Raw genomic sequence first — 19,561 nt, 5'->3', positions numbered from 1 at the left:
AGGGCGAAAAAAAGGCGGGACGATCAATCCGTCCCGCCCGAGGTCAATCAGCGCGAAGCGAGGGCTTTTTCGCGTATCTGGCTCAAGGTCATTCGTGGCGTCAGCGCTTCCGGGTCGACCTGGATCTCGATCAACGCCGGTTTCTGTGAAGCGACACAGCGCTCGAAGGCCTCGGCGAACTGCTCGGTCGCCACGACGGTCTCGGCGTGGAAGCCATAGGAGCGAGCCAGCATGGCGAAGTCCGGGTTATGCAACTCGGTGCCCGACACCCGCCCCGGATAGCTGCGCTCCTGATGCATGCGAATCGTGCCGTACATGCCATTGTTGACCACGATCACCACCAGACGGGCATCGTAGTTGGCAGCCGTCGCCAGTTCCTGGCCATTCATGAGGAAGCAGCCGTCACCGGCGAACGCCACGACCATGCGCTCGGGCGCGGTGATCTTGGCGGCGACCGCCGCAGGTACGCCGTAGCCCATCGAACCGTTGGTAGGCCCCAGCAGGGTGCGGAAGGCACGGTGCTGATAACCACGATGGACCCAGCCGGTGTAGTTGCCGGCACCACAGGTGATAACGCTGTCGTGGGGCAGGCGATCGTTCAACCAGGCAATGACCTTGCTCATCTGCACCGGCCCCGGCGAGGCCGGGCAGTCGAAGTTGGCGCGGTAGCCCCGGTTCAACTGCGCGGTCCAGTCCGCCAGCCCTTGCGGATTGACCGCCGGCAACGCCGCCACCTGCGACGCAAAGGTTTTCATCCCGGCATTGATCGCCAGGGTGGGTTGATAGACCCGTCCCAGCTCTTCGATACCCGCATGCACGTGAACCAGCTTCTGCTTGGGCACCGGAATATTGACCAGCGAATAACCGCCGGTGGTCATCTCACCCAGACGCGCACCGATCACCAGCAACAGATCCGAGTTCTTGACCGCCTCGACCAGCTCGGGACCGGCGGCCAGACCCAGGTCGCCGGCATAGTTGGGCAAGGTGTTGTCGAACAGGTCCTGGCAGCGGAAGGAAGCGGCCACCGGCAGGTTCTGCTTTTCGATAAACGAACGGATGTCGCTCACCGCCCCGGCACTCCAGCCGCCGCCGCCCAGCACCACCAGCGGGCGCTGCGCCTCACCGATCAGGCTTTGCAGTTGCGCCAGCGAAGCCGGCGATGCAGCCGGCTCGATGACCTGGGCCGGACCGGCATCGGCTACGTCCACCCGATCGGTCAGCATATCTTCGGGCAACGCCACGACGACCGGCCCCGGCCGACCGTTGGTGGCGCGATGGAAGGCCTGGCTGAGCAGTTCCGGCAGGCGCGCGGCATCGTCCACTTCCACCACCCACTTGGCCATCTGGCCAAACATGCGGCGATAGTCGATTTCCTGGAAGGCTTCACGCTCGACCTGATCCCGGGCCACTTGACCGATGAACAGGATCATCGGCGTCGAATCCTGGAACGCGGTGTGTACGCCAACCGAAGCGTTGGTCGCGCCCGGGCCCCGGGTCACGAAGCAGATGCCCGGCTTGCCGGTCAGCTTGCCGTAGGCCTCGGCCATGTAGGCCGCGCCACCTTCCTGCCGGCAGACGATCAGTTCGATGTCATCCTTGGCATCGTGCAGCGCATCGAGCACCGCCAGATAACTTTCGCCCGGCACGCAGAAAGCACGCTCGACGCCGTTGATGCGCAAGGCATCGACCAGCACCTGACCGCCAGTGCGAACCGTTTTGGAATTGTTGTCAGTCATCATTGTTCTCCATCAGGCCGCGCGGTCAGATGACCGAGTCTTCCAAAAAGGGACGGTTTTCCACTACGCGCTCATAAGACAGCGCACCCAGGTCCAGCGACCGGTAGCCGCCATAAGTGATCAGCTCCGACAGACCGCGCCCAATGGCGGGTGCCTGCTGCAGGCCATGGCCGCTGAAGCCGTTACAGAACAGGAAATTGCCTACTTCGCTATGCGGGCCAACGATGGCGTTGTGGTCGAGCACGCAGAAGTCGTAGTGGCCGGCCCAGAAGTTGACGACCTTGATACCCTCGAACGCCGGTACGCGCTCGGCGAGGATCGGCCACACTTCCTCATCGAACTCTTCATGCAAGACCTCGAAGTCCTCGAAATCCACTTCCGGGTCGTTTTTCGGGTAGGTGCCGCCCAGGTAGAACTTGCCCTCAGGGCGGAAAAACACCCCTGTCGGGTCGATGGTCAAGGGCACAACGCCCTCCAGCGGCGTTCGACAGTCGAACACGAACAGCGAACGGCGGCGTGGCTCGACCGGAATATCCAGGCCGGCCATGCGGGCGACTTTGGTTCCCCGGGTGCCGGCGCAGTTGACCAGCAAGCCGCAACCAATGCGCTCGCCACTGGCCAGTTGCACACCGGTAATGCGATCGCCTTCGCGCTGAATGCCGACCACTTCGTTTTCGATGTACTCGATCCCCATCGAACGCGCCTTGCGACGGAAACCCTGAAGCATGCCCAGGCTGTCGAACCAGCCCTCGCCGCTCTGCCCATAGCTCGCGCCGGCCAACGAATCGATATTGACCCAGGGGAACTTGCGGGCCAGTTGCTCAGGGTCGAGCAGGTGCACGTCGGCGCCATGGGACACCTGAGTGTCATGCAGGCGGCGCAGCACTTCGAAGCCCTTGTCGTCACCCAGGAACAGGTAGCCGTTCTCGTGGAACGCCAGGTCCGGACGGTCACCGTCCACTTCCATCAAGTCGGGAAAGTTACGGACGAAATCGGCTCCGAATTTGGAGATCTCGATATTGATGGGGTTGGAGAACTGCTGGCGAATCGAACTGCTGGATAGTGCAGTGGCCGACTTGTTGTAGGTCCAGTCACGCTCGATGACCAGCACCGACCCGGTGAAGTCCGGGTTATTGGCGAGGAAGTAAGCCGTGGCACTGCCGTTCACCGCGCCACCCACAATCACTACGTCGTAATGCTGTTTTGTTGCTGTCGAAGCCATGGCTAAGACCTCTCGAATTCGATGGGGAGACGTTACTTCGGATCTTCGAAATGACCGGCGCCGGCGAAGTTGCCACCGTGGTAGCGGGCGGCAGGCTCGTTGGGATCCAGGGGCGGGAATTTCGCTTCGATTTTTTCGCGGTAATCATCGGCGCTGTCCTGCGGCACGTAGCCGATGGACGACGCCGTGCGGTTGTCCCACAGCGATTCACGGTTGGCCGACATGCCGTAGACGATCATGTGTGCAACGCGTGGCGCGGTCAGCGAGCGCTCCACCAGCTGCGCAAAGTCGGCGAACGACAACCAGGTCGCCAGCATGCGCCGATCCAGCGGTTCTTCGAACGAGGAGCCGATGCGCAGGTTCACCGATTCGACGCCAAACTTGTCCCAGTAATAGCGCCCCAGGTCCTCGGCAAAGCACTTGCTGACGCCGTACAGGCTGTCGGGACGATGCGCCACGGTGGAGTCGATGGTTTCGGTTCGATCGTAGAAGCCAATGGCATGGTTGGAACTGGTGTAAATCACCCGCTTCACACCATGCTGACGCGCGGCTTCGTAGATGTTGTAGGTACCGACAATGTTGCCGTTGAGGATGGCGGCAAAGGTATTTTCCAGGGGGACGCCACCGGCATGGATGATCGCATCGACGCCCTCGGCCAGCGGCAGCACATCGGCCATATTGCCAAGGTCGCAGCGCACCAGGTGCTCGTGCGCCGCCGCGGTGCCCATGTCGGCGATATCGGTCAGGCGCAACTCATCGGCGAAGTCTCGCAGGTGCTCGCGCAAGACTCTGCCCAGGCGACCGGCAGCTCCGGTAATCAACAATCGTTTGAATGGCTTGCTCATCGGATCACTCTCGAATTGGTCGACAACGGCAACGCTCAAACCAACAGGGCCAGCGCATCGCGCATCTGCACGATGGCCTGTTCCAGCTGTTGCCGGGAGGTTGCGAACGACAGGCGAATGTAGGGTTCAAGGCCAAATGCGGACCCCGGCACCGTGGCCACCTTGCCGACCCGCAGCAGATAGTTGGCGAGGTCGGTATCGGTTTCGATCACCTGGCCATCGGGTGTGCGCCGGCCGATGAACGCCGAGCATTTCGGGAAGGCATAGAACGCCCCTTCCGGCATCTGCAATTCCAGCCCGTCGATAGCCGCCAGGCCTTCGACGACCATGGCGCCACGCGCCTGGTATTCGCGGTTGGCGTCACGCACGAAGTCCTGCGGACCGCTCAAGGCGGCAGCGGCCGCCAGTTGCGAGATGGCCGAGGGACAGGTGGTGGTCTGCGACTGGGTCTTGTTCATCGCCACGATCAGGTCCTTGGGGCCTGCGGCATAACCCAGGCGATAGCCCGTCATGGCGTAGGCCTTGGACACGCCATTGATCAGCAGCGTGCGCTCGCGCAGCTCGGGGCACGCGGTCACGAACGGCACGAATGGCTTGTCACCAAGAATGATGTGCTCGTAGATCTCATCGGAGATCACCAGAATCCGCGGGTGCTTTTGCAGTACCGCACCCAGGGCGGCGAACTCTTCCCGGGTATAGATCGCACCACAGGGATTATTCGGCGAGTTGAGCATCAGCCACCGTGTCTTCGGCGTGATCGCCGCCTCAAGCCGCGCAGCATCAAGCTTGAAGCCATACTCGGAACCGCAGGGAATCACCTTCGGCACACCACCGTTGAGCAGCACCATGTCGGTGTAGGACACCCAATACGGCGCCGGCGTGATGACCTCGTCGCCTGGCTCCAGTGTCGCCAGAAAGGCATTGAACAACAGCTGCTTGGCGCCATTGGCCACGCAGATTTCGTCCAGGCCGTAGTTCAAATCGTTTTCACGGGCGAACTTGTCGACGATGGCCTGGCGCAGCGCTTCGTAACCGTTGGGCGCGGTGTAGTGGTTGTTGCCGTCGAGCATGGCCTGGTAAGCCGCTTCTATGACGTGGGCCGGGGTGTTGAAATCCGGCTCGCCCAGGCTGAGGTTGATGACCGGCTCGCCCTGGGCGAGCATTTTCTTGGCCAGAACCGAAACCGCCATGCTTGGCGAGCTCTTGACCGTTTTGACCCGCGAACTTTGAAATTCCATCACTTGGTCCCCTGCCCGGCTTCGTAGCCATAATCGTCACGCGCCTGTTCGGCACTGATGTAGCCAAACCGCAGGTCACGCTCGACCTCTTCACGGGGACGCTGACGCGGGTCACCGTAACCGCCGCCGCCCGGCAGGCTGAGAATCAGGCGACGCTCGGCCGGTACGAACTGTTGTCCCTTGCCGCGCAGCAGCGTGCCGTCGTCCAGACCGACATAGCCCCTGGCGCCGTCCTTGCCACCCTCCAGCCCCCGGGCCGGGTGGAGAATGCGATCGAACATCGCACTGAAGCGGAACGAATAGCCTTCGGCGGCGGATACTTCGATCTCCTGCCCCAGGCCGCCGCGCAATTGACCAGCACCACCGGAGCCGCTACGCAGCTCCTTGCGCCAGACAATGACCGGACCGGCATGCTCGGTCGCCTCGACCGGCATGGTGTGCACACCGCTCGGGAAGGCCGTGGCACTCAAGCCATCCTTGGCGGCCCGTGCGCCCATGCCGCCGCTGTTGAACATCAGCATTTCGGCATTGCGCCCCTCGGGGTTGCTTTGCAGAGGGCGGACGCTCAGGTGCAGGTTCCACAATGCACTGGCGCCTTCGGCCGGGACCTGGCCGTGCAGGCATTTGTGCAGCGCACCCAGCACCAGGTCAGGCACAAAGTGGCCAAGGACGTGACGTACCGAGACGGGCGCCGGGTGCTTGGCATTGAGTATGCAACCTTCGGGCGCCACCACGTCGAACGGGGCCAGCGACGCGGAGTTGTTCGGAATCTCCGGCGCAACGATGCACTTGAGGCCGTAGCAGGCGTAAGCCTTGGCATAAGCCAAGGGGACGTTGATACCGAACTGGCTCATGCCGGACGTGCCCTTGAAGTCGGTGAGGATCCCGTCCGGCCCGACAGTCAGCGTCACCGCCAGGGTCACCGGAACGTCATAGCCGTCCAGGGTCATGCTGTTCTGGTAGGTGCCGTGCGGCAGAGACTTGAAGCTCTCCAGCGTCGCACGACGGCTGTGCTCCAGAATGAAACCGCCGATGTGCTCCAGGTCCTCCAGGTGAAACTCTTCGAGCATGCTCAACAGGCGGTTGTGACCGGTTTCGTTGCAGGCCGACAACGCGTAGAAATCCCCCACCACCCGGTCATTCTCACGTACGTTGTTGCGCAGGATGTTGATCAGGTCGCGGTTGACCTTGCCGCGCTCGAACAGCTTCATGATCGGGATGAACAGACCTTCCTCGTAGACTTCACGGGCGTCCGGACCGAAACCGCGACCACCGATGTCCACCACATGGGCCGTACTGGCGAAATAGCCGATCAGCTTGCCCTTGTAGAACGAGGGCGAAACGATGGTGATGTCGTGCAGGTGACCGGTGCCCTTCCAGGGGTCGTTGGTGACGTAGACATCGCCTTCGAAGATGTTGTCCTGGCCGATGTCGTTGATGAAGTGCACCACCGCCTCGGCCATGGTGTTGACGTGTCCCGGTGTCCCGGTGACCGCCTGGGCCAGCATGTTGCCGGCGCGGTCGAAGACCCCGGCGGACAAGTCGCCGGCTTCGCGCACACTGGTGGAGAACGCCGTGCGGATCAGGGTCAGGGCTTGTTCTTCAACCACCGAAATCAGGCGATTCCACATCACCTGCATTTGAATATCGATCAAGGTATCGCTCATGGGAAAATCGCCTTCTATGCAAGTGAGGCTTAGCGCCGAACAACCAGCAGGCAGCCGTCGGGCTGAACAGTGGCGGTAAAGGTGGACGACACGAAGGTCGAGGTTTCGCGCTCGGCGATGATCGCCGGGCCATCGATGCGGGCGCCCGCTTGCAACTCTTCGCGCTGGTAGATGCCGGCGTCGACAAAGCCACCACTGACCACATCGAAGACGTCGCGGCGCGACACTTCATGGGCACGATGCGAAGCGCTGATCTGCTGCACGGGTTGCACCGGCAAGAGCGGCGAACTGGCCTTGACCGACCAGCTGACGATCTCGACATCGGGACCTTCGATCGGACGGCCGAAGAACCGGGTATAAGCCGCTTCGAACAGCGCCTTGAACTGCGTGGTGTCGCTGTTGCTGAAAGGCTTGAATGGCAGAGAAACAGGAATTTCCCACCCCTGGCCGACGTAACGCATGAACGCCGTGCACTCAAGCTCGGGCTCGCCCTCGGGCATGCCCTGGCGCAGGAAACCGATGGACTCGGCCTTCATGTCGTCGATCAAGCCATTGACCTGGGTTGCATCGAATTCGGACAGGCGCACGAAAGCGCTGCGTACAGCCTCGTAACCGAATGGCGCACGCAGGAAGCCGATGGCCGATCCCACCCCGGCACCTGCTGGTACCAGGAAACGCGACACGCCCATTTTTTCGCACAGGCGCGCAGCATGCAGCGGGCCACCACCACCGAAAGTGATCATGGTGTATTCGGCAATGTCCTTGCCGCTTTCCACCGCATGTACGCGGCCGGCATTGGCCATGTTTTCATCGACCACTTCGCAGATGCCATAGGCAGCGGTGGCGGCTTCCATGTTCAGCGGTGCGCCGATAACCCGCACGGTAGAGGAAGCGGCGTTGTCGAGGGACAGGCGCATGGCGCCACCGGCGAAGTTGTCAGGATCGAGGCGACCGAGCAGCAGGTTGGCATCGGTAATGGTCGGTTGCAGACCGCCGCGACCGTAGCACGCCGGGCCGGGCTCGGAGCCGGCACTGTGCGGGCCCACGCGAATCTGACGCATGCTGTCGATGCTGGCGATGGAACCACCACCGGCACCGATTTCGACCATTTCCACTACCGGGATCGAAATCGGCATGCCACTGCCCTTTTTGAAGCGGTAGGTGCGCGCCACTTCAAAGGTCTTGGCGGTCTTGGGCACCTGGTTTTCGATCAGGCAGATTTTCGCCGTGGTGCCGCCCATGTCGAAGGACACCACCGAATCCAGTGAGTACTTGCGTGCAATGTCGGCGGCAAAAATCGCCCCACCCGCCGGACCGGACTCGACCAGACGCACAGGGAACTCGGCGGCGCTCTGCACCGAGATGATGCCGCCACCGGAGTGAATCATGAAGACCGGGCAATCGGCGCCGGACTGCTTGAGCGTGACCACCAGACGATCGAGATAAGACTTGATCAGCGGCTTGACGTAAGCGTTGGCGCAGACGGTATTGAAGCGTTCGAACTCGCGCATCTGCGGCGACACTTCGCTGGAAATCGACACCGACACATTCGGCAGGCGGCGTTGCAGGGCGTCGCGCAGCAGGCGTTCGTGGGCACCGTTGACGTAACTGTGAATCAGGCCGACAGCGATGCTTTCGTAGTTCCCCTCGGCCACCCGCTCCACCAGCGCATCGATATCCGCCTGCGTGGGCGCGATCAATACGTCACCGTGTACATCCAGGCGCTCACGCAAGGTGTAACGGTGCTCGCGCTCGATCAGCGGCGGCGGCAAGGTGATATTGATGTCGTATTGTTCGAAGCGGTTTTCCGTGCGCATTTCCAGCGTGTCACGAAAACCTTCGGTGGTGATGAAGGCCGTCCTGGCACCACGACGCTCGATCAACGCGTTGGTGGCCAGCGTGGTGCCGTGGATCAGTTGATCAATGTCGGACAGCTTCAGGCCGGCGGCCTCGATGACACTTTTCACACCGGTGAGAATGGCGCGCTCGGGCAGCTCATAGTCGGTAAGAATTTTGGTTGAATGCAATACCCCGCCTACGTCCAGCGCGATATCGGTAAAGGTCCCACCTATGTCCACGCCGACCCGGCATGAAGTCGCAGTCATCGTCGTATCCCCTGAAATTCCCGGTTTCATGACAAGAGGCAATCAAGCCAACTTGTAATGTAAGTTATATGTTGTCTTACAGGCAGTCAAGCACTGCCACACCACATTCCGCTTCTTCAGACACTCGAAAACGTGTCGACCGGGATCGAGGAAATCCCGGCCCTTGCACTCAACCCTTGGTCTTGACCATTCGCGCCCCGCCCACCGCTTGAGCGGTCGGGAAAACCTCCAGACGCGACACATCCACTTGCTGCGGCAGGCTCAATGCGGCGACCAGCAGCGTCGCGATATCCTGCGGCATGATCGACTCATACCCTTCGTACAACTCGGCGCCAGCGGCCTGCATGCCCATGGCGTTTTTGTACAGCTTTGTCTGCACCCGCCCCGGAGCGATCTCCGTCACGCGCACCCCGCTGCCGAGCAGGTCGCAGCGCAAGGCGTCACAAAACAGACTGATCCCGGCCTTGGATGCACCATACACCGCCGCCCCCGGATGCGGCGCCCGGCCGGCACTGGAACCGATAAAGAACAGATGACCGTGACCACGCTCGATCATGCCTGGCAACGCCTTGCGCGCCAGGTGCAAAGGCGCCTTCAGATTGATGTCGAACATGTTGTCGATTTCAGCCGGGTCCATTTCCTGGAAAGCCGCCCGCGTAGACAAGACCCCGGCATTGTTGACCAGCACATCCACCGGATAACGCGCGAGAATTTCACTGAACGCTTCAGTCTGACGCACGTCGGCTTCCACCACCGTCACGCCCGGTTCCGCACGCAATTCGGCCAGCGCCTGTGGGCTACGCCCCACCGCGATCACCTGCAAACCGGCATCGCGCAACGCCAGGACCACAGCCTTGCCGATGCCGCTGGTGGCACCGGTCACCAGAGCCCGACGATAAATCGCCGGTACCGACACTGAATCAGGCATAGATGTATCCCCCGCTTACAATCACGTTTTCACCGGTGGCGTAACTGTTACGGCTGCTGCCCATCATGACGATCCACTCGGCGATTTCGGCAGGCTCTGCCGCGCGCCCCAGCGGGTTGGCCGCAGCCAGTTCGCCAAGGAAACCCAACTGCTTGGCACGCTCGGTGGCAAACCCTGCAGGTGCCACGGAGTTGACCAGAATCTGATCCTTGGCGCAGGCCTGGGCAAAGGATTTGGTCAGGCTGACCACAGCGGCCTTGGTCGCGGCGTAGTGGGCATTCTGCGGGTGAGCCTTGAAGGCATCGACCGAGGTGACATTGACAATACGTCCCGTCACGGCCGGCGCGGCCACGTAGGCCTGCATATGTTTAACCGCGGCCACCATCATGTGATAAGTGCCTTTGATGTTGACGGCATTCTCCAGATCCCACTCCTCGTCGGTGATCTCGAAAATGTCTTTGCGCGGATAAATCGCAGCACTGTTGACCAGGCAATCCACGCGTCCCAGCGCATCAACGATTTGCTGGAAAGCGCCATGGGCAGAAGCCTGACGGGAGATGTCAGCCGCCGCCGTGGCAACCTCGCAACCGTCGGCACGCAACATCTCCGCTGCCGCCGCCATCAACTGCTCGTTTCTGTCGATGATGCCGATTTTGCCCGCCCCACGCTTGCGCATCAGTTTGGCCGTTTCCAGCCCCAGACCCGAAGCGCCACCGACGATTACGACCGTTTGCCCATCCATAAAACACCTCCGCGATTAGTCTTTACGTAAGATGCCTGTTGTCTTACATTTGGTCAAACCGAATTTGTCCGACAATCGTCGACAAGCCTCCAGATCAAGCACACAGGACAGCACAATGCCTGCGGCCACCATCTCCTCGAAATGCGTACCCAACAGCCGAGATCGTCTTCTTGATGTGGCCGTGGAGCTGTTTGCGACGCGCGGCTATCAGGCCATCGGACTGCGCGACCTGGCAGGCCGGCTGGGGCTGCATGCCGGTTCGTTGTACAACCATATCGAGAACAAGCAGTGCCTGTTGTTCGAGCTGATCGAAGGTGCAGTGTCCGACCTGCTGGCCGACACCAAGCGGCGAATGCGCGGAGCCAGGACTCATCGCGACCGCCTCCGGCGCTTTGTCCACGCTTTCGTGGCGTTCAACCTGACCGAAAAGCATCGGCTGCTGCTGGTGACGCGGGAATTCGTCAACCTGACCGATGAGCAACAACGGGAAATCAATCAACTCAAGAACAGCTATGCCGCCCTGCTGAAAACCATCATCTGCGCCGTATGTGGCGAAACCGGCTGCATCAGCGACCGCACAGGCCTGATCACCGAGGCCGTTATCGGCATGCTCTACGGACATTCCCTTTGGCAGAGCAACGAGATCCCCGAGCAAACACTCACGGACGTCCTGACCCATTTCGTCCTCGGCATCATCACCGGCGGCAACAACCCGGCGATCGAGGCATAGCCACCATGCATCCGCTACGACACACGCTTCACAACGAGCTGCACGCCCGCCCTTCCCTGTATTTCAGCGAGCCGGCCCATGTTTTCCACCTGGCTGTCATGGGCAGCGAGGCCGAGCGCCAGGCACTGCTCGACAGCCTCTGCAGCGAGCCGGTGAGCAAGGAAATGCCCCAGGGCATCACCCGGTTCGATGGGCATTGGCTGAAATGGGAACGACACGCCGAGTTTTTTACCCTCACCTACGTCGTCACTGCGACCACGGATAATCCGCACTGGCTTTCCTTGCCCGATGCGCTGGCGGCAAAGATCAATCCCTGTTCAAGGCTAATGATCAACAGCGTGCAAATCGTGGTTCGCAAGGGTGAGGGCTGGACGGGAAGCCATTCGGAGTACGGATTCAAAGACCCGTGCGGGTCCTCCATCGGCGGTGGCGATGCAGCGGTCTGGAGTGATTTTCGCTTGAGCGAACACGGGGAAAACCGCTTGCTCTTCGTGAACAATCACCTCAATGCCTACCGCCAGGGGCGCATGATCCGCCGCCTGCTCGAAATTGAAACCTATCGCATGATGGCCTCGCTCTCGCTGCCGGCGGCAAAGCAGTTGAGTTCACAACTCGACGTTTTCGACAAGACGCTGGCCGATCTGTCGGAACGCAATGCGGCACCCGACACCCACAACGCCAAGGCGCTGCTCGCTGAAATTGCGCAACTGTCTGCACGGGTTGTCAGCCTCGCAGCCAGGCACCGCCACCGCTTCAGCGCCACACAAGCGTACGCGCAACTGGTTTTCGAACGACTGGCAGAGCTGCGCGAGAGTCGTGTTGGCGAATGCCAGCGCCTGGGCGTATTCATCGAGCGACGCTTCAAACCGACGGTGAGATATTGCGCGGTGACCGAACAACGGCTCGACGTTCTGGCCAAAAGCGTCGCCAATCTGGGGGAGCTGTTGCAGGCTCGCGTCCAGGTGGAGATGGAGGAGCAGAACGCTGAAATCCTCAAGAGCCTGAATGCCCGTGCCGATGCGCAGATCAAAATTCAACGAGCGGTCGAAGGCCTTTCCATGATTGCCATCACTTACTACATGCTGAGCCTGTTGAAGCTGTTGTATTCGGGCATCCACCTGTTGGGAGTGGGCCTGTCGCCCAGATCCGCCCTGATCGCCATGACGCCCGTTACCGTGCTGATACTCCTGCAAATACTGCTGCGGATCAGAGCCGTCAGGCAGCACTGAACGATGCCCGGAGCCGAGCCTCTGCCTGATTGGGGCCGGCGCAAACACCCGCGCAAACCTCATTGAAACCTCCTTGAACGCACGAATTCTCGGGGTGCTGTCGCAGCCGGCACACAGGCCGGCCCGCTTGGCACCCTGAAATTGTGTCGCCCTGTTTTGATATGTTTTTTTTCATAATGTTGATTTGTGATTTTTATTGTGTCATTTATATCCTCGCAAAACATCAGGACAGCCCTACCGGCCAGATCGGACGGCAGCCCCGGATTTCATCCAAACGCCCCATCCAAGGAGTCAACAATATGAACAAGAGAGAACTTCTAGGCGCTCTGGCCCTGTGCGCCGCAAGCATGCTGGCGCACGCCGACGACGACAGCCTGCGTATCGGTATCGAAGCCGCCTATCCGCCCTTCTCCTTCAAGACGCCGGAGGGCAATGTCAGTGGCTTCGACTACGACATCGGCAACGCGCTGTGCGAGGAGATGAAGGTCAAATGCGAGTGGGTCATCCAGGAATTCGACGGCATGATTCCCTCGCTGAAAGTGCGCAAGATCGATGCGGTGCTGTCGTCGATGTCGATCACTGAGGACCGGATGAAGTCGGTCGACTTCAGCAAAAAGTACTACCACACACCGGGCAAGTTCGCGATGAAGGCCGGCAACGTGATCAACGACCCGCGGGTTGATCTCAAAGGCAAGAAACTTGGCGTGCAGCGCTCCTCCACCTACGATCGCTTCGCCACCGAGCAGCTTGAGAAGGCCGGGGTCGAAGTGGTGCGCTACGGCTCGCAAAACGAAGCCTTCCTCGATCTGGCGTCCGGTCGCCTGGACGCCACGCTCGCCGACATCGTCAACACCGATGAGAGCTTTATCAAAACCCCGGCAGGCCAGGGATTCGCTCTGGTCGGGCCGGACATCAACGACCCGAAATACTTCGGCAGAGGCGCCGGGATCGCGGTGCGCAAGGGCGACAGTGCGAACGTTGCTCGCCTGAGTGCTGCAATTGACGCCATTCGCGCCAATGGCAAGTACCAGCAGGTGATGGCCAAGTACTTCGCGTTCGATATCTACGGCGAGTAAGCCTGCATCCAACACCCCGGCGGCCCCCTTTGCGGGCGCCGTTGCGGACTTGTCCCGAGCGCCGCCCGGCGCTCGCTTGAGGAACTTCATCATGCTTCACGGCTACGGACCGAGCATTCTCGATGGCGCCTGGCTGACCATCAACCTGGCCCTGACCTCCATGACCCTGGCGATTGCCCTGGGCCTGATCGGTGCTGCCTTTCGCCTGTCGCCGCTCAAATGGCTGGCGACGCTGGGCGAAGGCTATACCACCCTGATCCGCGGCATCCCTGACCTTGTATTGATCCTGTTGATTTTCTACGGCGGTCAGGATCTGGTGAACCGCATTGCCCTTGCGCTCGGTTACACCCGCTACATCGACATCAACCCCTTCATCGCCGGCGTCTGCACCATGGGTTTCATCTTTGGTGCCTATCTGTCGGAAACCTTCCGCGGTGCCTTCATGGCAATCCCCAAAGGCCAGGCCGAGGCCGGTGCGGCGTATGGCATGAGTGGCTGGCAGGTGTTCTGGCGGATTCTGGTGCCGCAGATGATTCGTTTCGCCATTCCCGGCTTCACCAACAACTGGTTGGTGCTGACCAAATCCACCGCGCTGATCTCGGTCATCGGCTTGCAGGACATGATGTTCAAAGCCAAGAACGCCGCGGATGCCACCCATGAGCCGTTCACGTTTTTCCTCACCGTGGCGGCGCTTTATCTATCGCTGACCAGCCTGTCATTGCTGGTGCTGCGTTACCTGGAAAAACACTACTCGGTCGGCATCAAAGCCGCCGAACTGTGATTGGGAGCAACCCCATGATTCTCGACTACAACCTGATTTGGGAAAACCTGCCGCTGTATCTCAATGGCGCTGCGTTAACCCTCAAGGTCCTGCTGATCTCCCTGGCACTGGGGCTGATGCTGGCGATCCCCCTGGCGCTGATGCGTGTTTCCCGGTCACCGCTGATCAACTTCCCGGCGTGGCTCTACACCTACGTGATTCGCGGCACGCCGATGCTGGTGCAATTGTTCCTGATCTATTACGGGTTGGCTCAGTTCGAAACGGTACGCCAGAGCGCACTCTGGCCTTACCTGTCCAGCGCAACCTTTTGTGCCTGCCTGGCTTTCGCGATCAATACCAGCGCCTACAGCGCCGAACTGTTGGCCGGCAGTTTGAAAGCCACCTCCCACGGCGAAATCGAAGCCGCCAAAGCCATGGGCATGTCGCGCCTTGTGCTGTACCGCCGCATCCTCCTGCCATCGGCCTTGCGCCGGGCGCTGCCGCAGTACAGCAACGAAGTCCTGATGATGCTGCAGACCACCAGCCTGGCATCCATCGTCACGCTGGTGGATATCACCGGCGCGGCGCGAACCGTCAGTTCGCGCTTCTATCTGCCGTTCGAGGCGTTCATCACGGCCGGCCTCTTCTACCTGGTCCTGACCTTCATTCTGGTTCGCCTGTTCAAACTGGCCGAGCGCCGCTGGCTGGCCTATCTGGCACCGCGCAAGCACTAAGGAGCGTTATGAAGCACATTCAATACCTTTTGCCGTGGAGTGCCTCGGGCACGGAGCGAAAGTTGTCGCTGTTTCGTTTTGGCAACGGACCGCGCAAGGCCTACATCCAGGCCTCTCTGCATGCCGACGAGTTGCCGGGGATGCGCGTCGCGGTCGAACTCAAGCGCCGCCTGCGGGAACTGGAGGAGCAAGGTCGCCTGACCGGGGTGATCGAACTGGTACCGATGGCCAATCCGATCGGCATCGCACAGATGTTCCAGGCCACCCATCAAGGTCGTTTCGAGTTTTCCAGCGGCAAAAACTTCAATCGCGATTTCCCGGAACTCGCCGACGCCGTGGGGATGATGCTGGAAGGTCGCCTAGGCGACGATGCCAACGCCAACGTTGCGATGATCCGCCGCGCCATGAGCGATGTGCTCACCAACATGCCGGCAGCGACTTCGGAACTCGATGGCCTGCGGCGCCTGTTGATGCAGCATGCCTGTGACGCCGATGTGGTGCTGGACCTGCACTGCGACTTCGAGTCGATCATGCTGCTTTACACCATGCCGCAACACTGGTCACGCCTGCATTCACTGGCCGCCCGCCTGGGCGCGGGCGTGGCCCTGCTGGCCGAGGCGGCGGGCGGCAACGCTTTCGATGAAGCCTGCGCCATCCCCTGGCTGCAGCTGGCCGAGCGCTTTCCTGAAGCCAACATCCCGCTGGCGTGCATAGCGACCACCATAGAACTGCGCGGCATGGCCGACACCGAACGCGAGCCCTGTATCGAGAGTGCACAAGCCATTCTCGGCTATCTCGCCGAACAGGGACTGATCAGCGGTGACTGGCCTGCCGCGCCCCCGAGCCGTTGCGAAGCCGTGCCGTTCGCCGGTGCGCAGTACGCCTATGCGCCGCATCCGGGGGTGGTGAGTTACCTGCAACCCGTGGGTGCGCGGGTCAAGGTTGGCGATCCGCTGTTCGAAGTGATCGATCCCTTGACCGATCAACACAGCGTGGTGTGCGCCAGCACCGACGGCATCCTGTATGCCCGCGAACGCCTGCGCTTTGCCCAACCCGGTTTGTGGCTGGCCAAAGTGGCAGGCAGCACCGCTATTCGCCAGGGCCGCCTGCTCAGCGACTGATTCCAGAGAGTTGAAACCATGTACAAACTTGAAATCCAGGACCTGCACAAAAGCTACGGCGCCCACGAAGTGCTCAAGGGCGTGTCCCTGCAAGCGAAGGCCGGTGACGTGATCAGCATCATCGGCTCCAGCGGTTCCGGCAAAAGCACCTTTCTGCGTTGCATCAACCTGCTGGAGCAGCCCAACGCAGGCAACATCGTGCTCAACGGCGAACAGCTCAAACTGGTGGCGAGTCAATCCGGCGGTCTCAAGGCTGCCGAACCGCGGCAGTTGCAACGCATGCGCTCACGACTCTCGATGGTGTTTCAGCACTTCAACCTCTGGTCGCACATGAACGCCCTCGAGAACGTCATGGAAGCGCCCGTGCATGTGTTGGGCATCGACAAGAAAGAGGCCCGGGAAAAGGCCGAGCACTACCTGAACAAAGTCGGTGTAGCGCATCGCATGGACGCCTGGCCGGCGCATATGTCCGGTGGTGAGCAACAGCGTGTGGCGATTGCCCGTGCCCTGGCGATGGAACCTGAAGTGATGCTGTTCGATGAACCGACGTCGGCACTCGATCCGGAGCTGGTCGGCGACGTGCTCAAAGTCATGCAGGACCTGGCCACCGAAGGGCGCACCATGGTGGTCGTGACCCATGAAATGGGTTTTGCCCGCGAGGTCTCCAACCAACTGGTGTTCCTGCACAAGGGGCTGGTTGAAGAGCGCGGCAACCCGCGCGAAGTGCTGGTCAATCCGCAGTCCGAGCGTCTTCGGCAGTTTTTGGCCGGCAGCCTGAAATAACAACCCACCTCTCACTCCGACCCTTGGGCCAGCACTGCACACCGAGGGTCGGCTTCGGATACACTCCTGCGCCTGGGCAGCCTTCTCTTAACCGTCAGGAAATGTCGAACCGGATATGCCATCCCCTACGAAAGACACCACGGTCTACGCCGCCCCGGTGATGCGCAAGCTGGCAGAAATCGCGCCGGACCTGCAGCCATCCCTGCGCAAGGTGGCGGATTACATCCTGCGTCACCCGCTCAGGGCCGCGACGCTGACCATCGAAGAAATGGCCCATGAAACCTCCACCTCGCCAGCAGCGGTCAACCGCCTGGCCAAGGCGATGAACCTGGGTGGGTACTCCGGCATGAAGTCCGAACTGGTCGCGACCCTGCAGCAGATGGTGTCGCCGGTCGACAAACTGCGCAACGAACTCGCGCATCGTCCTGACGGTGCATTCGGCCTGCAGGAGCAAATCCAGAGCGCCAGCAGTAACCTCGCCGCGGCGGCGACCAACAATCATGCAGACACCTTTGAAGCAGTCGTCACCTGCCTGACCCGTGCCCGCAAAATTTACATCCTGGGGTTTGGCAACAGCGTCTACTTCGCCGGCCTCGCCGCTTCGACCCTGATGCCCTTCTGCGCAGACGCCACCGCGATCAGCATGGAGGGCGGCAACGAAAACGCCGCCTATCGCCTGGCGGCAATCACCGATCAGGACGTCCTGCTGGCAATCGCCCTGCCCCGCTATTCCCTCGATACGCTGCAACTCGCCCGCTTTGCCAGGGAGCGCGGCGCCACCGTATTGGCAATCACCGACTCACCCGCATCACCGCTCACCGGCATTGCCGAACACGTGCTGTTTGCCCCCGCCGACCATCCGGTCATGACCAGCTCCAACATCGCCGTGCTCGCATTGATCGAAGGGTTGGTGGCGGGTGTGATGGCGCGCAACAAGGAAACCGTCAAACTGGCGACCGAGTTGACCGAAAGTGTGATGGCCTACCTGCATATCCCTTCCAACGGCAAATCGCCGAAAAAATGATGGTTGCAGGGCCAATCGTCCTTGCAGTGCACCTAGGCTGACCGGCTCCCCTGTTTTTCCTCTCCATGGTCCGTTTTCCCGGCAAGGAACCCGGCCTCTCCTGTCGGATACGTCTACGCTCTCCCCCACGTCATTTCGCCTGAACGAACGCGGCAAAACGCGCCTTTCTCGACCATACGCACCACTGGAGACTCCGGCATGATCCGTCCACTGCTGACCGCCCTCACCCTGCTCGCATTGAGTGTTCAGGCCCAGGCCGATGTAACACCCTTCCCAGCGGCTTTCCGTACTCAGGACATCAAGGTCGAAAACGCAACCCTGCATGTGCGCATCGGCGGTAAAGGACCGGCCGTGGTGCTTTTGCACGGTTTTGGCGATACCGGCGATATGTGGGCGCCGCTGGCGGCGGACCTGGCACGCGATCACACGGTGGTCGTGCCGGATCTGCGCGGGATGGGCCTGTCGTCGATTCCCGACGGCGGCTACGACAAGAAAACCCAGGCCGCCGACATCCGCCAGGTGCTGAGTGCGCTGAAGATCGAACATTCCGTGGTCATCGGTCACGACATCGGCACCATGGTCGCTTTCGCCTATGCCGCTCAATACCCGGAGCATACCGAACGTCTGGTGGTGATGGATGCGCCGGTGCCGGGCATTACGCCCTGGGACGACATTGTCCGCTCGCCAATGCTGTGGCATTTCGACTTCGGCGGCCCTGACATGGAGCGCCTGGTTGCCGGTCGCGAGCGCATCTACCTGGACCGGTTCTGGAACGAGTTCGCGGGCAATCCTGCCAAGGTCGATGAAGGTACGCGCCAGCATTACGCCAGACTCTACGCCCGTCCCGGCGCCATGCACGCGGCATTCGCACAATTTCGCAGTATTCGTCAGGATGCAATCGACAACGCGCCAACCCTGCACAAGCACCTGACCATGCCGGTGCTGGCGGTGGGAGGCGAGAAGTCTTTCGCCGACAATGAAGCGATCGTGATGCGCAATGCGGCGGACAACGTGACGCAGGTTGTGATACCGGCGGCTGGGCATTGGTTGATGGAAGAAGCACCGACACCGACCATCAAGGCTGTTCGGGACTTTATCTCGATGACGGGGATGCAAAGCGTGGGTGCGAACTGATTGAGCACGTGCCCGGAGGGAAATATTCACCGGGCCGATGTTATCTTTGTCAGGGCGCGCAACACTTGAATCGCCCACAGGACGAGCGCGCCCGCCTTTCAAACCGAGTAGAAACCATGAACCGTCAAAAAAAACTGCAGCAGCTATTCAAGGCCAAAGCCAAAAAGGCCAGCGCCAAACTGGCACCGAAAAAACCCAAATACATCAGCAAGGCCGAGCGGTTGAAACTGGCGGCCGAAGCTGTTTCGGATGCCACCGTTTCTACCGAGAGCTGACGCGTCACTGAACCGACCCAGCGCAATTTCTAGCGCAAATTCAACCAGTTCGGGACACTCGAACTCATCGTAATACAGCTCGCGTAACGCTTGCAGGCCCTGACGCTGTCAGGCTCCGGGGGTACCGAAAGCTGTACGGTCAAGACCAGCAAAAACAGGATCAACAACGGGAAGACATAGGCGACAAGCTTTTTTGTTTTCATTGTGGATGC

At 60.8% G+C, this 19,561-nt stretch carries 18 protein-coding genes; 10 read left to right on the top strand and 8 right to left on the bottom strand.

The window, feature by feature from the left end; genetic code table 11:
• Nucleotides 1-47: 47 nt before the first annotated feature.
• The 8 genes from ACQKP2_RS04440 to ACQKP2_RS04405 all read right to left on the bottom strand — a co-directional run bounded on the left by ACQKP2_RS04440 (nt 48) and on the right by ACQKP2_RS04405 (nt 10,483).
• Nucleotides 48-1,736 (bottom strand): thiamine pyrophosphate-binding protein, encoded by a 1,689-nt coding sequence (locus ACQKP2_RS04440; RefSeq protein WP_427574668.1) that lies wholly within the window; start codon nt 1,734-1,736, stop codon nt 48-50.
• Between the two features lie 25 nt (nt 1,737-1,761).
• Entirely contained in the window at nt 1,762-2,958 is a 1,197-nt protein-coding gene (locus tag ACQKP2_RS04435) for an NAD(P)/FAD-dependent oxidoreductase (protein WP_427574666.1), read from the bottom strand.
• A 32-nt stretch (nt 2,959-2,990) separates the two neighbouring features.
• A complete protein-coding gene (locus ACQKP2_RS04430; protein ID WP_427574665.1) occupies nt 2,991-3,803 on the bottom strand; it encodes an NAD-dependent epimerase/dehydratase family protein in 813 nt (270 codons plus the stop codon).
• Nucleotides 3,804-3,838: 35 nt separating this feature from the next.
• Nucleotides 3,839-5,041 (bottom strand): pyridoxal phosphate-dependent aminotransferase, encoded by a 1,203-nt coding sequence (locus tag ACQKP2_RS04425; RefSeq protein WP_427574663.1) that lies wholly within the window; start codon nt 5,039-5,041, stop codon nt 3,839-3,841.
• Nucleotides 5,041-6,708: a hydantoinase B/oxoprolinase family protein gene (locus tag ACQKP2_RS04420; RefSeq protein ID WP_427574661.1), complete on the bottom strand. Its 1,668-nt coding sequence runs from the start codon at nt 6,706-6,708 to the stop codon at nt 5,041-5,043. Before ACQKP2_RS04420 ends, ACQKP2_RS04425 begins: the two co-directional genes overlap by 1 nt.
• Before the next feature lie 29 nt (nt 6,709-6,737).
• Entirely contained in the window at nt 6,738-8,813 is a 2,076-nt protein-coding gene (locus ACQKP2_RS04415; RefSeq protein WP_427574659.1) for a hydantoinase/oxoprolinase family protein, read from the bottom strand.
• Nucleotides 8,814-8,982: 169 nt separating this feature from the next.
• The gene (locus ACQKP2_RS04410; RefSeq protein ID WP_427574658.1) at nt 8,983-9,741 is read right to left on the bottom strand and encodes an SDR family oxidoreductase; all 759 of its coding nucleotides are present in this window, start codon (nt 9,739-9,741) and stop codon (nt 8,983-8,985) included.
• On the bottom strand, nt 9,734-10,483 hold the full coding sequence (locus ACQKP2_RS04405) for an SDR family NAD(P)-dependent oxidoreductase (RefSeq protein ID WP_427574656.1): 750 nt from the start codon (nt 10,481-10,483) through the stop codon (nt 9,734-9,736). Before ACQKP2_RS04405 ends, ACQKP2_RS04410 begins: the two co-directional genes overlap by 8 nt.
• 115 nt (nt 10,484-10,598) lie before the next feature.
• On the opposite strand from ACQKP2_RS04405, the gene ACQKP2_RS04400 reads away from it, so the two are divergent.
• The 10 genes from ACQKP2_RS04400 (at nt 10,599) to ACQKP2_RS04355 (ending at nt 19,349) form a co-directional block, all read left to right on the top strand.
• On the top strand, nt 10,599-11,213 hold the full coding sequence (locus ACQKP2_RS04400) for a TetR/AcrR family transcriptional regulator (protein WP_427574654.1): 615 nt from the start codon (nt 10,599-10,601) through the stop codon (nt 11,211-11,213).
• A gap of 5 nt (nt 11,214-11,218) precedes the next feature.
• A complete protein-coding gene (locus ACQKP2_RS04395; protein ID WP_427574652.1) occupies nt 11,219-12,442 on the top strand; it encodes a DUF3422 domain-containing protein in 1,224 nt (407 codons plus the stop codon).
• A gap of 299 nt (nt 12,443-12,741) precedes the next feature.
• Entirely contained in the window at nt 12,742-13,518 is a 777-nt protein-coding gene (locus ACQKP2_RS04390) for an ABC transporter substrate-binding protein (RefSeq protein WP_427574651.1), read from the top strand.
• A 91-nt stretch (nt 13,519-13,609) separates the two neighbouring features.
• Nucleotides 13,610-14,299: an ABC transporter permease gene (locus tag ACQKP2_RS04385; RefSeq protein ID WP_427574649.1), complete on the top strand. Its 690-nt coding sequence runs from the start codon at nt 13,610-13,612 to the stop codon at nt 14,297-14,299.
• 14 nt (nt 14,300-14,313) lie between these two features.
• Nucleotides 14,314-15,012, top strand: coding sequence for an ABC transporter permease (locus ACQKP2_RS04380; protein ID WP_427574647.1), 699 nt, complete (start codon nt 14,314-14,316; stop codon nt 15,010-15,012).
• An 8-nt stretch (nt 15,013-15,020) separates the two neighbouring features.
• On the top strand, nt 15,021-16,133 hold the full coding sequence (locus ACQKP2_RS04375; protein WP_427574645.1) for a succinylglutamate desuccinylase/aspartoacylase family protein: 1,113 nt from the start codon (nt 15,021-15,023) through the stop codon (nt 16,131-16,133).
• An 18-nt stretch (nt 16,134-16,151) separates the two neighbouring features.
• On the top strand, nt 16,152-16,916 hold the full coding sequence (locus ACQKP2_RS04370) for an ABC transporter ATP-binding protein (RefSeq protein ID WP_427574643.1): 765 nt from the start codon (nt 16,152-16,154) through the stop codon (nt 16,914-16,916).
• A 115-nt stretch (nt 16,917-17,031) separates the two neighbouring features.
• On the top strand, nt 17,032-17,940 hold the full coding sequence (locus ACQKP2_RS04365) for a MurR/RpiR family transcriptional regulator (protein WP_427574642.1): 909 nt from the start codon (nt 17,032-17,034) through the stop codon (nt 17,938-17,940).
• 198 nt (nt 17,941-18,138) lie between these two features.
• A complete protein-coding gene (locus ACQKP2_RS04360; protein ID WP_427574640.1) occupies nt 18,139-19,074 on the top strand; it encodes an alpha/beta fold hydrolase in 936 nt (311 codons plus the stop codon).
• 116 nt (nt 19,075-19,190) lie between these two features.
• Nucleotides 19,191-19,349 carry a DUF2986 domain-containing protein gene (locus tag ACQKP2_RS04355; protein ID WP_427574639.1) on the top strand — a complete coding sequence of 53 codons (159 nt, stop codon included), beginning with the start codon at nt 19,191-19,193 and terminating at the stop codon, nt 19,347-19,349.
• The last annotated feature ends 212 nt before the right edge of the window (nt 19,350-19,561 follow it).

This window comes from Pseudomonas sp. NPDC089569, from assembly GCF_050280625.1.
Lineage (GTDB): Bacteria > Pseudomonadota > Gammaproteobacteria > Pseudomonadales > Pseudomonadaceae > Aquipseudomonas.
The sequence above is the reverse complement of the archived record's forward strand: the minus strand, read 5'-3'. Positions and strand labels throughout refer to the sequence as shown.

Bases quoted from the DNA above. Each gene is read 5' to 3' on its own strand.
- ACQKP2_RS04365 (WP_427574642.1), top strand. From the start codon at position 17,032: ATGCCATCCCCTACGAAAGACACCACGGTCTACGCCGCCCCGGTGATG.
- ACQKP2_RS04395 (WP_427574652.1), top strand. From the start codon at position 11,219: ATGCATCCGCTACGACACACGCTTCACAACGAGCTGCACGCCCGCCCT.
- ACQKP2_RS04380 (WP_427574647.1), top strand. From the start codon at position 14,314: ATGATTCTCGACTACAACCTGATTTGGGAAAACCTGCCGCTGTATCTC.
- ACQKP2_RS04355 (WP_427574639.1), top strand. From the start codon at position 19,191: ATGAACCGTCAAAAAAAACTGCAGCAGCTATTCAAGGCCAAAGCCAAA.
- ACQKP2_RS04370 (WP_427574643.1), top strand. From the start codon at position 16,152: ATGTACAAACTTGAAATCCAGGACCTGCACAAAAGCTACGGCGCCCAC.
- ACQKP2_RS04430 (WP_427574665.1), bottom strand. From the start codon at position 3,803: ATGAGCAAGCCATTCAAACGATTGTTGATTACCGGAGCTGCCGGTCGC.
- ACQKP2_RS04420 (WP_427574661.1), bottom strand. From the start codon at position 6,708: ATGAGCGATACCTTGATCGATATTCAAATGCAGGTGATGTGGAATCGC.
- ACQKP2_RS04415 (WP_427574659.1), bottom strand. From the start codon at position 8,813: ATGACTGCGACTTCATGCCGGGTCGGCGTGGACATAGGTGGGACCTTT.
- ACQKP2_RS04360 (WP_427574640.1), top strand. From the start codon at position 18,139: ATGATCCGTCCACTGCTGACCGCCCTCACCCTGCTCGCATTGAGTGTT.
- ACQKP2_RS04405 (WP_427574656.1), bottom strand. From the start codon at position 10,483: ATGGATGGGCAAACGGTCGTAATCGTCGGTGGCGCTTCGGGTCTGGGG.
- ACQKP2_RS04385 (WP_427574649.1), top strand. From the start codon at position 13,610: ATGCTTCACGGCTACGGACCGAGCATTCTCGATGGCGCCTGGCTGACC.
- ACQKP2_RS04410 (WP_427574658.1), bottom strand. From the start codon at position 9,741: ATGCCTGATTCAGTGTCGGTACCGGCGATTTATCGTCGGGCTCTGGTG.
- ACQKP2_RS04435 (WP_427574666.1), bottom strand. From the start codon at position 2,958: ATGGCTTCGACAGCAACAAAACAGCATTACGACGTAGTGATTGTGGGT.
- ACQKP2_RS04375 (WP_427574645.1), top strand. From the start codon at position 15,021: ATGAAGCACATTCAATACCTTTTGCCGTGGAGTGCCTCGGGCACGGAG.
- ACQKP2_RS04400 (WP_427574654.1), top strand. From the start codon at position 10,599: ATGCCTGCGGCCACCATCTCCTCGAAATGCGTACCCAACAGCCGAGAT.
- ACQKP2_RS04440 (WP_427574668.1), bottom strand. From the start codon at position 1,736: ATGACTGACAACAATTCCAAAACGGTTCGCACTGGCGGTCAGGTGCTG.
- ACQKP2_RS04425 (WP_427574663.1), bottom strand. From the start codon at position 5,041: ATGGAATTTCAAAGTTCGCGGGTCAAAACGGTCAAGAGCTCGCCAAGC.
- ACQKP2_RS04390 (WP_427574651.1), top strand. From the start codon at position 12,742: ATGAACAAGAGAGAACTTCTAGGCGCTCTGGCCCTGTGCGCCGCAAGC.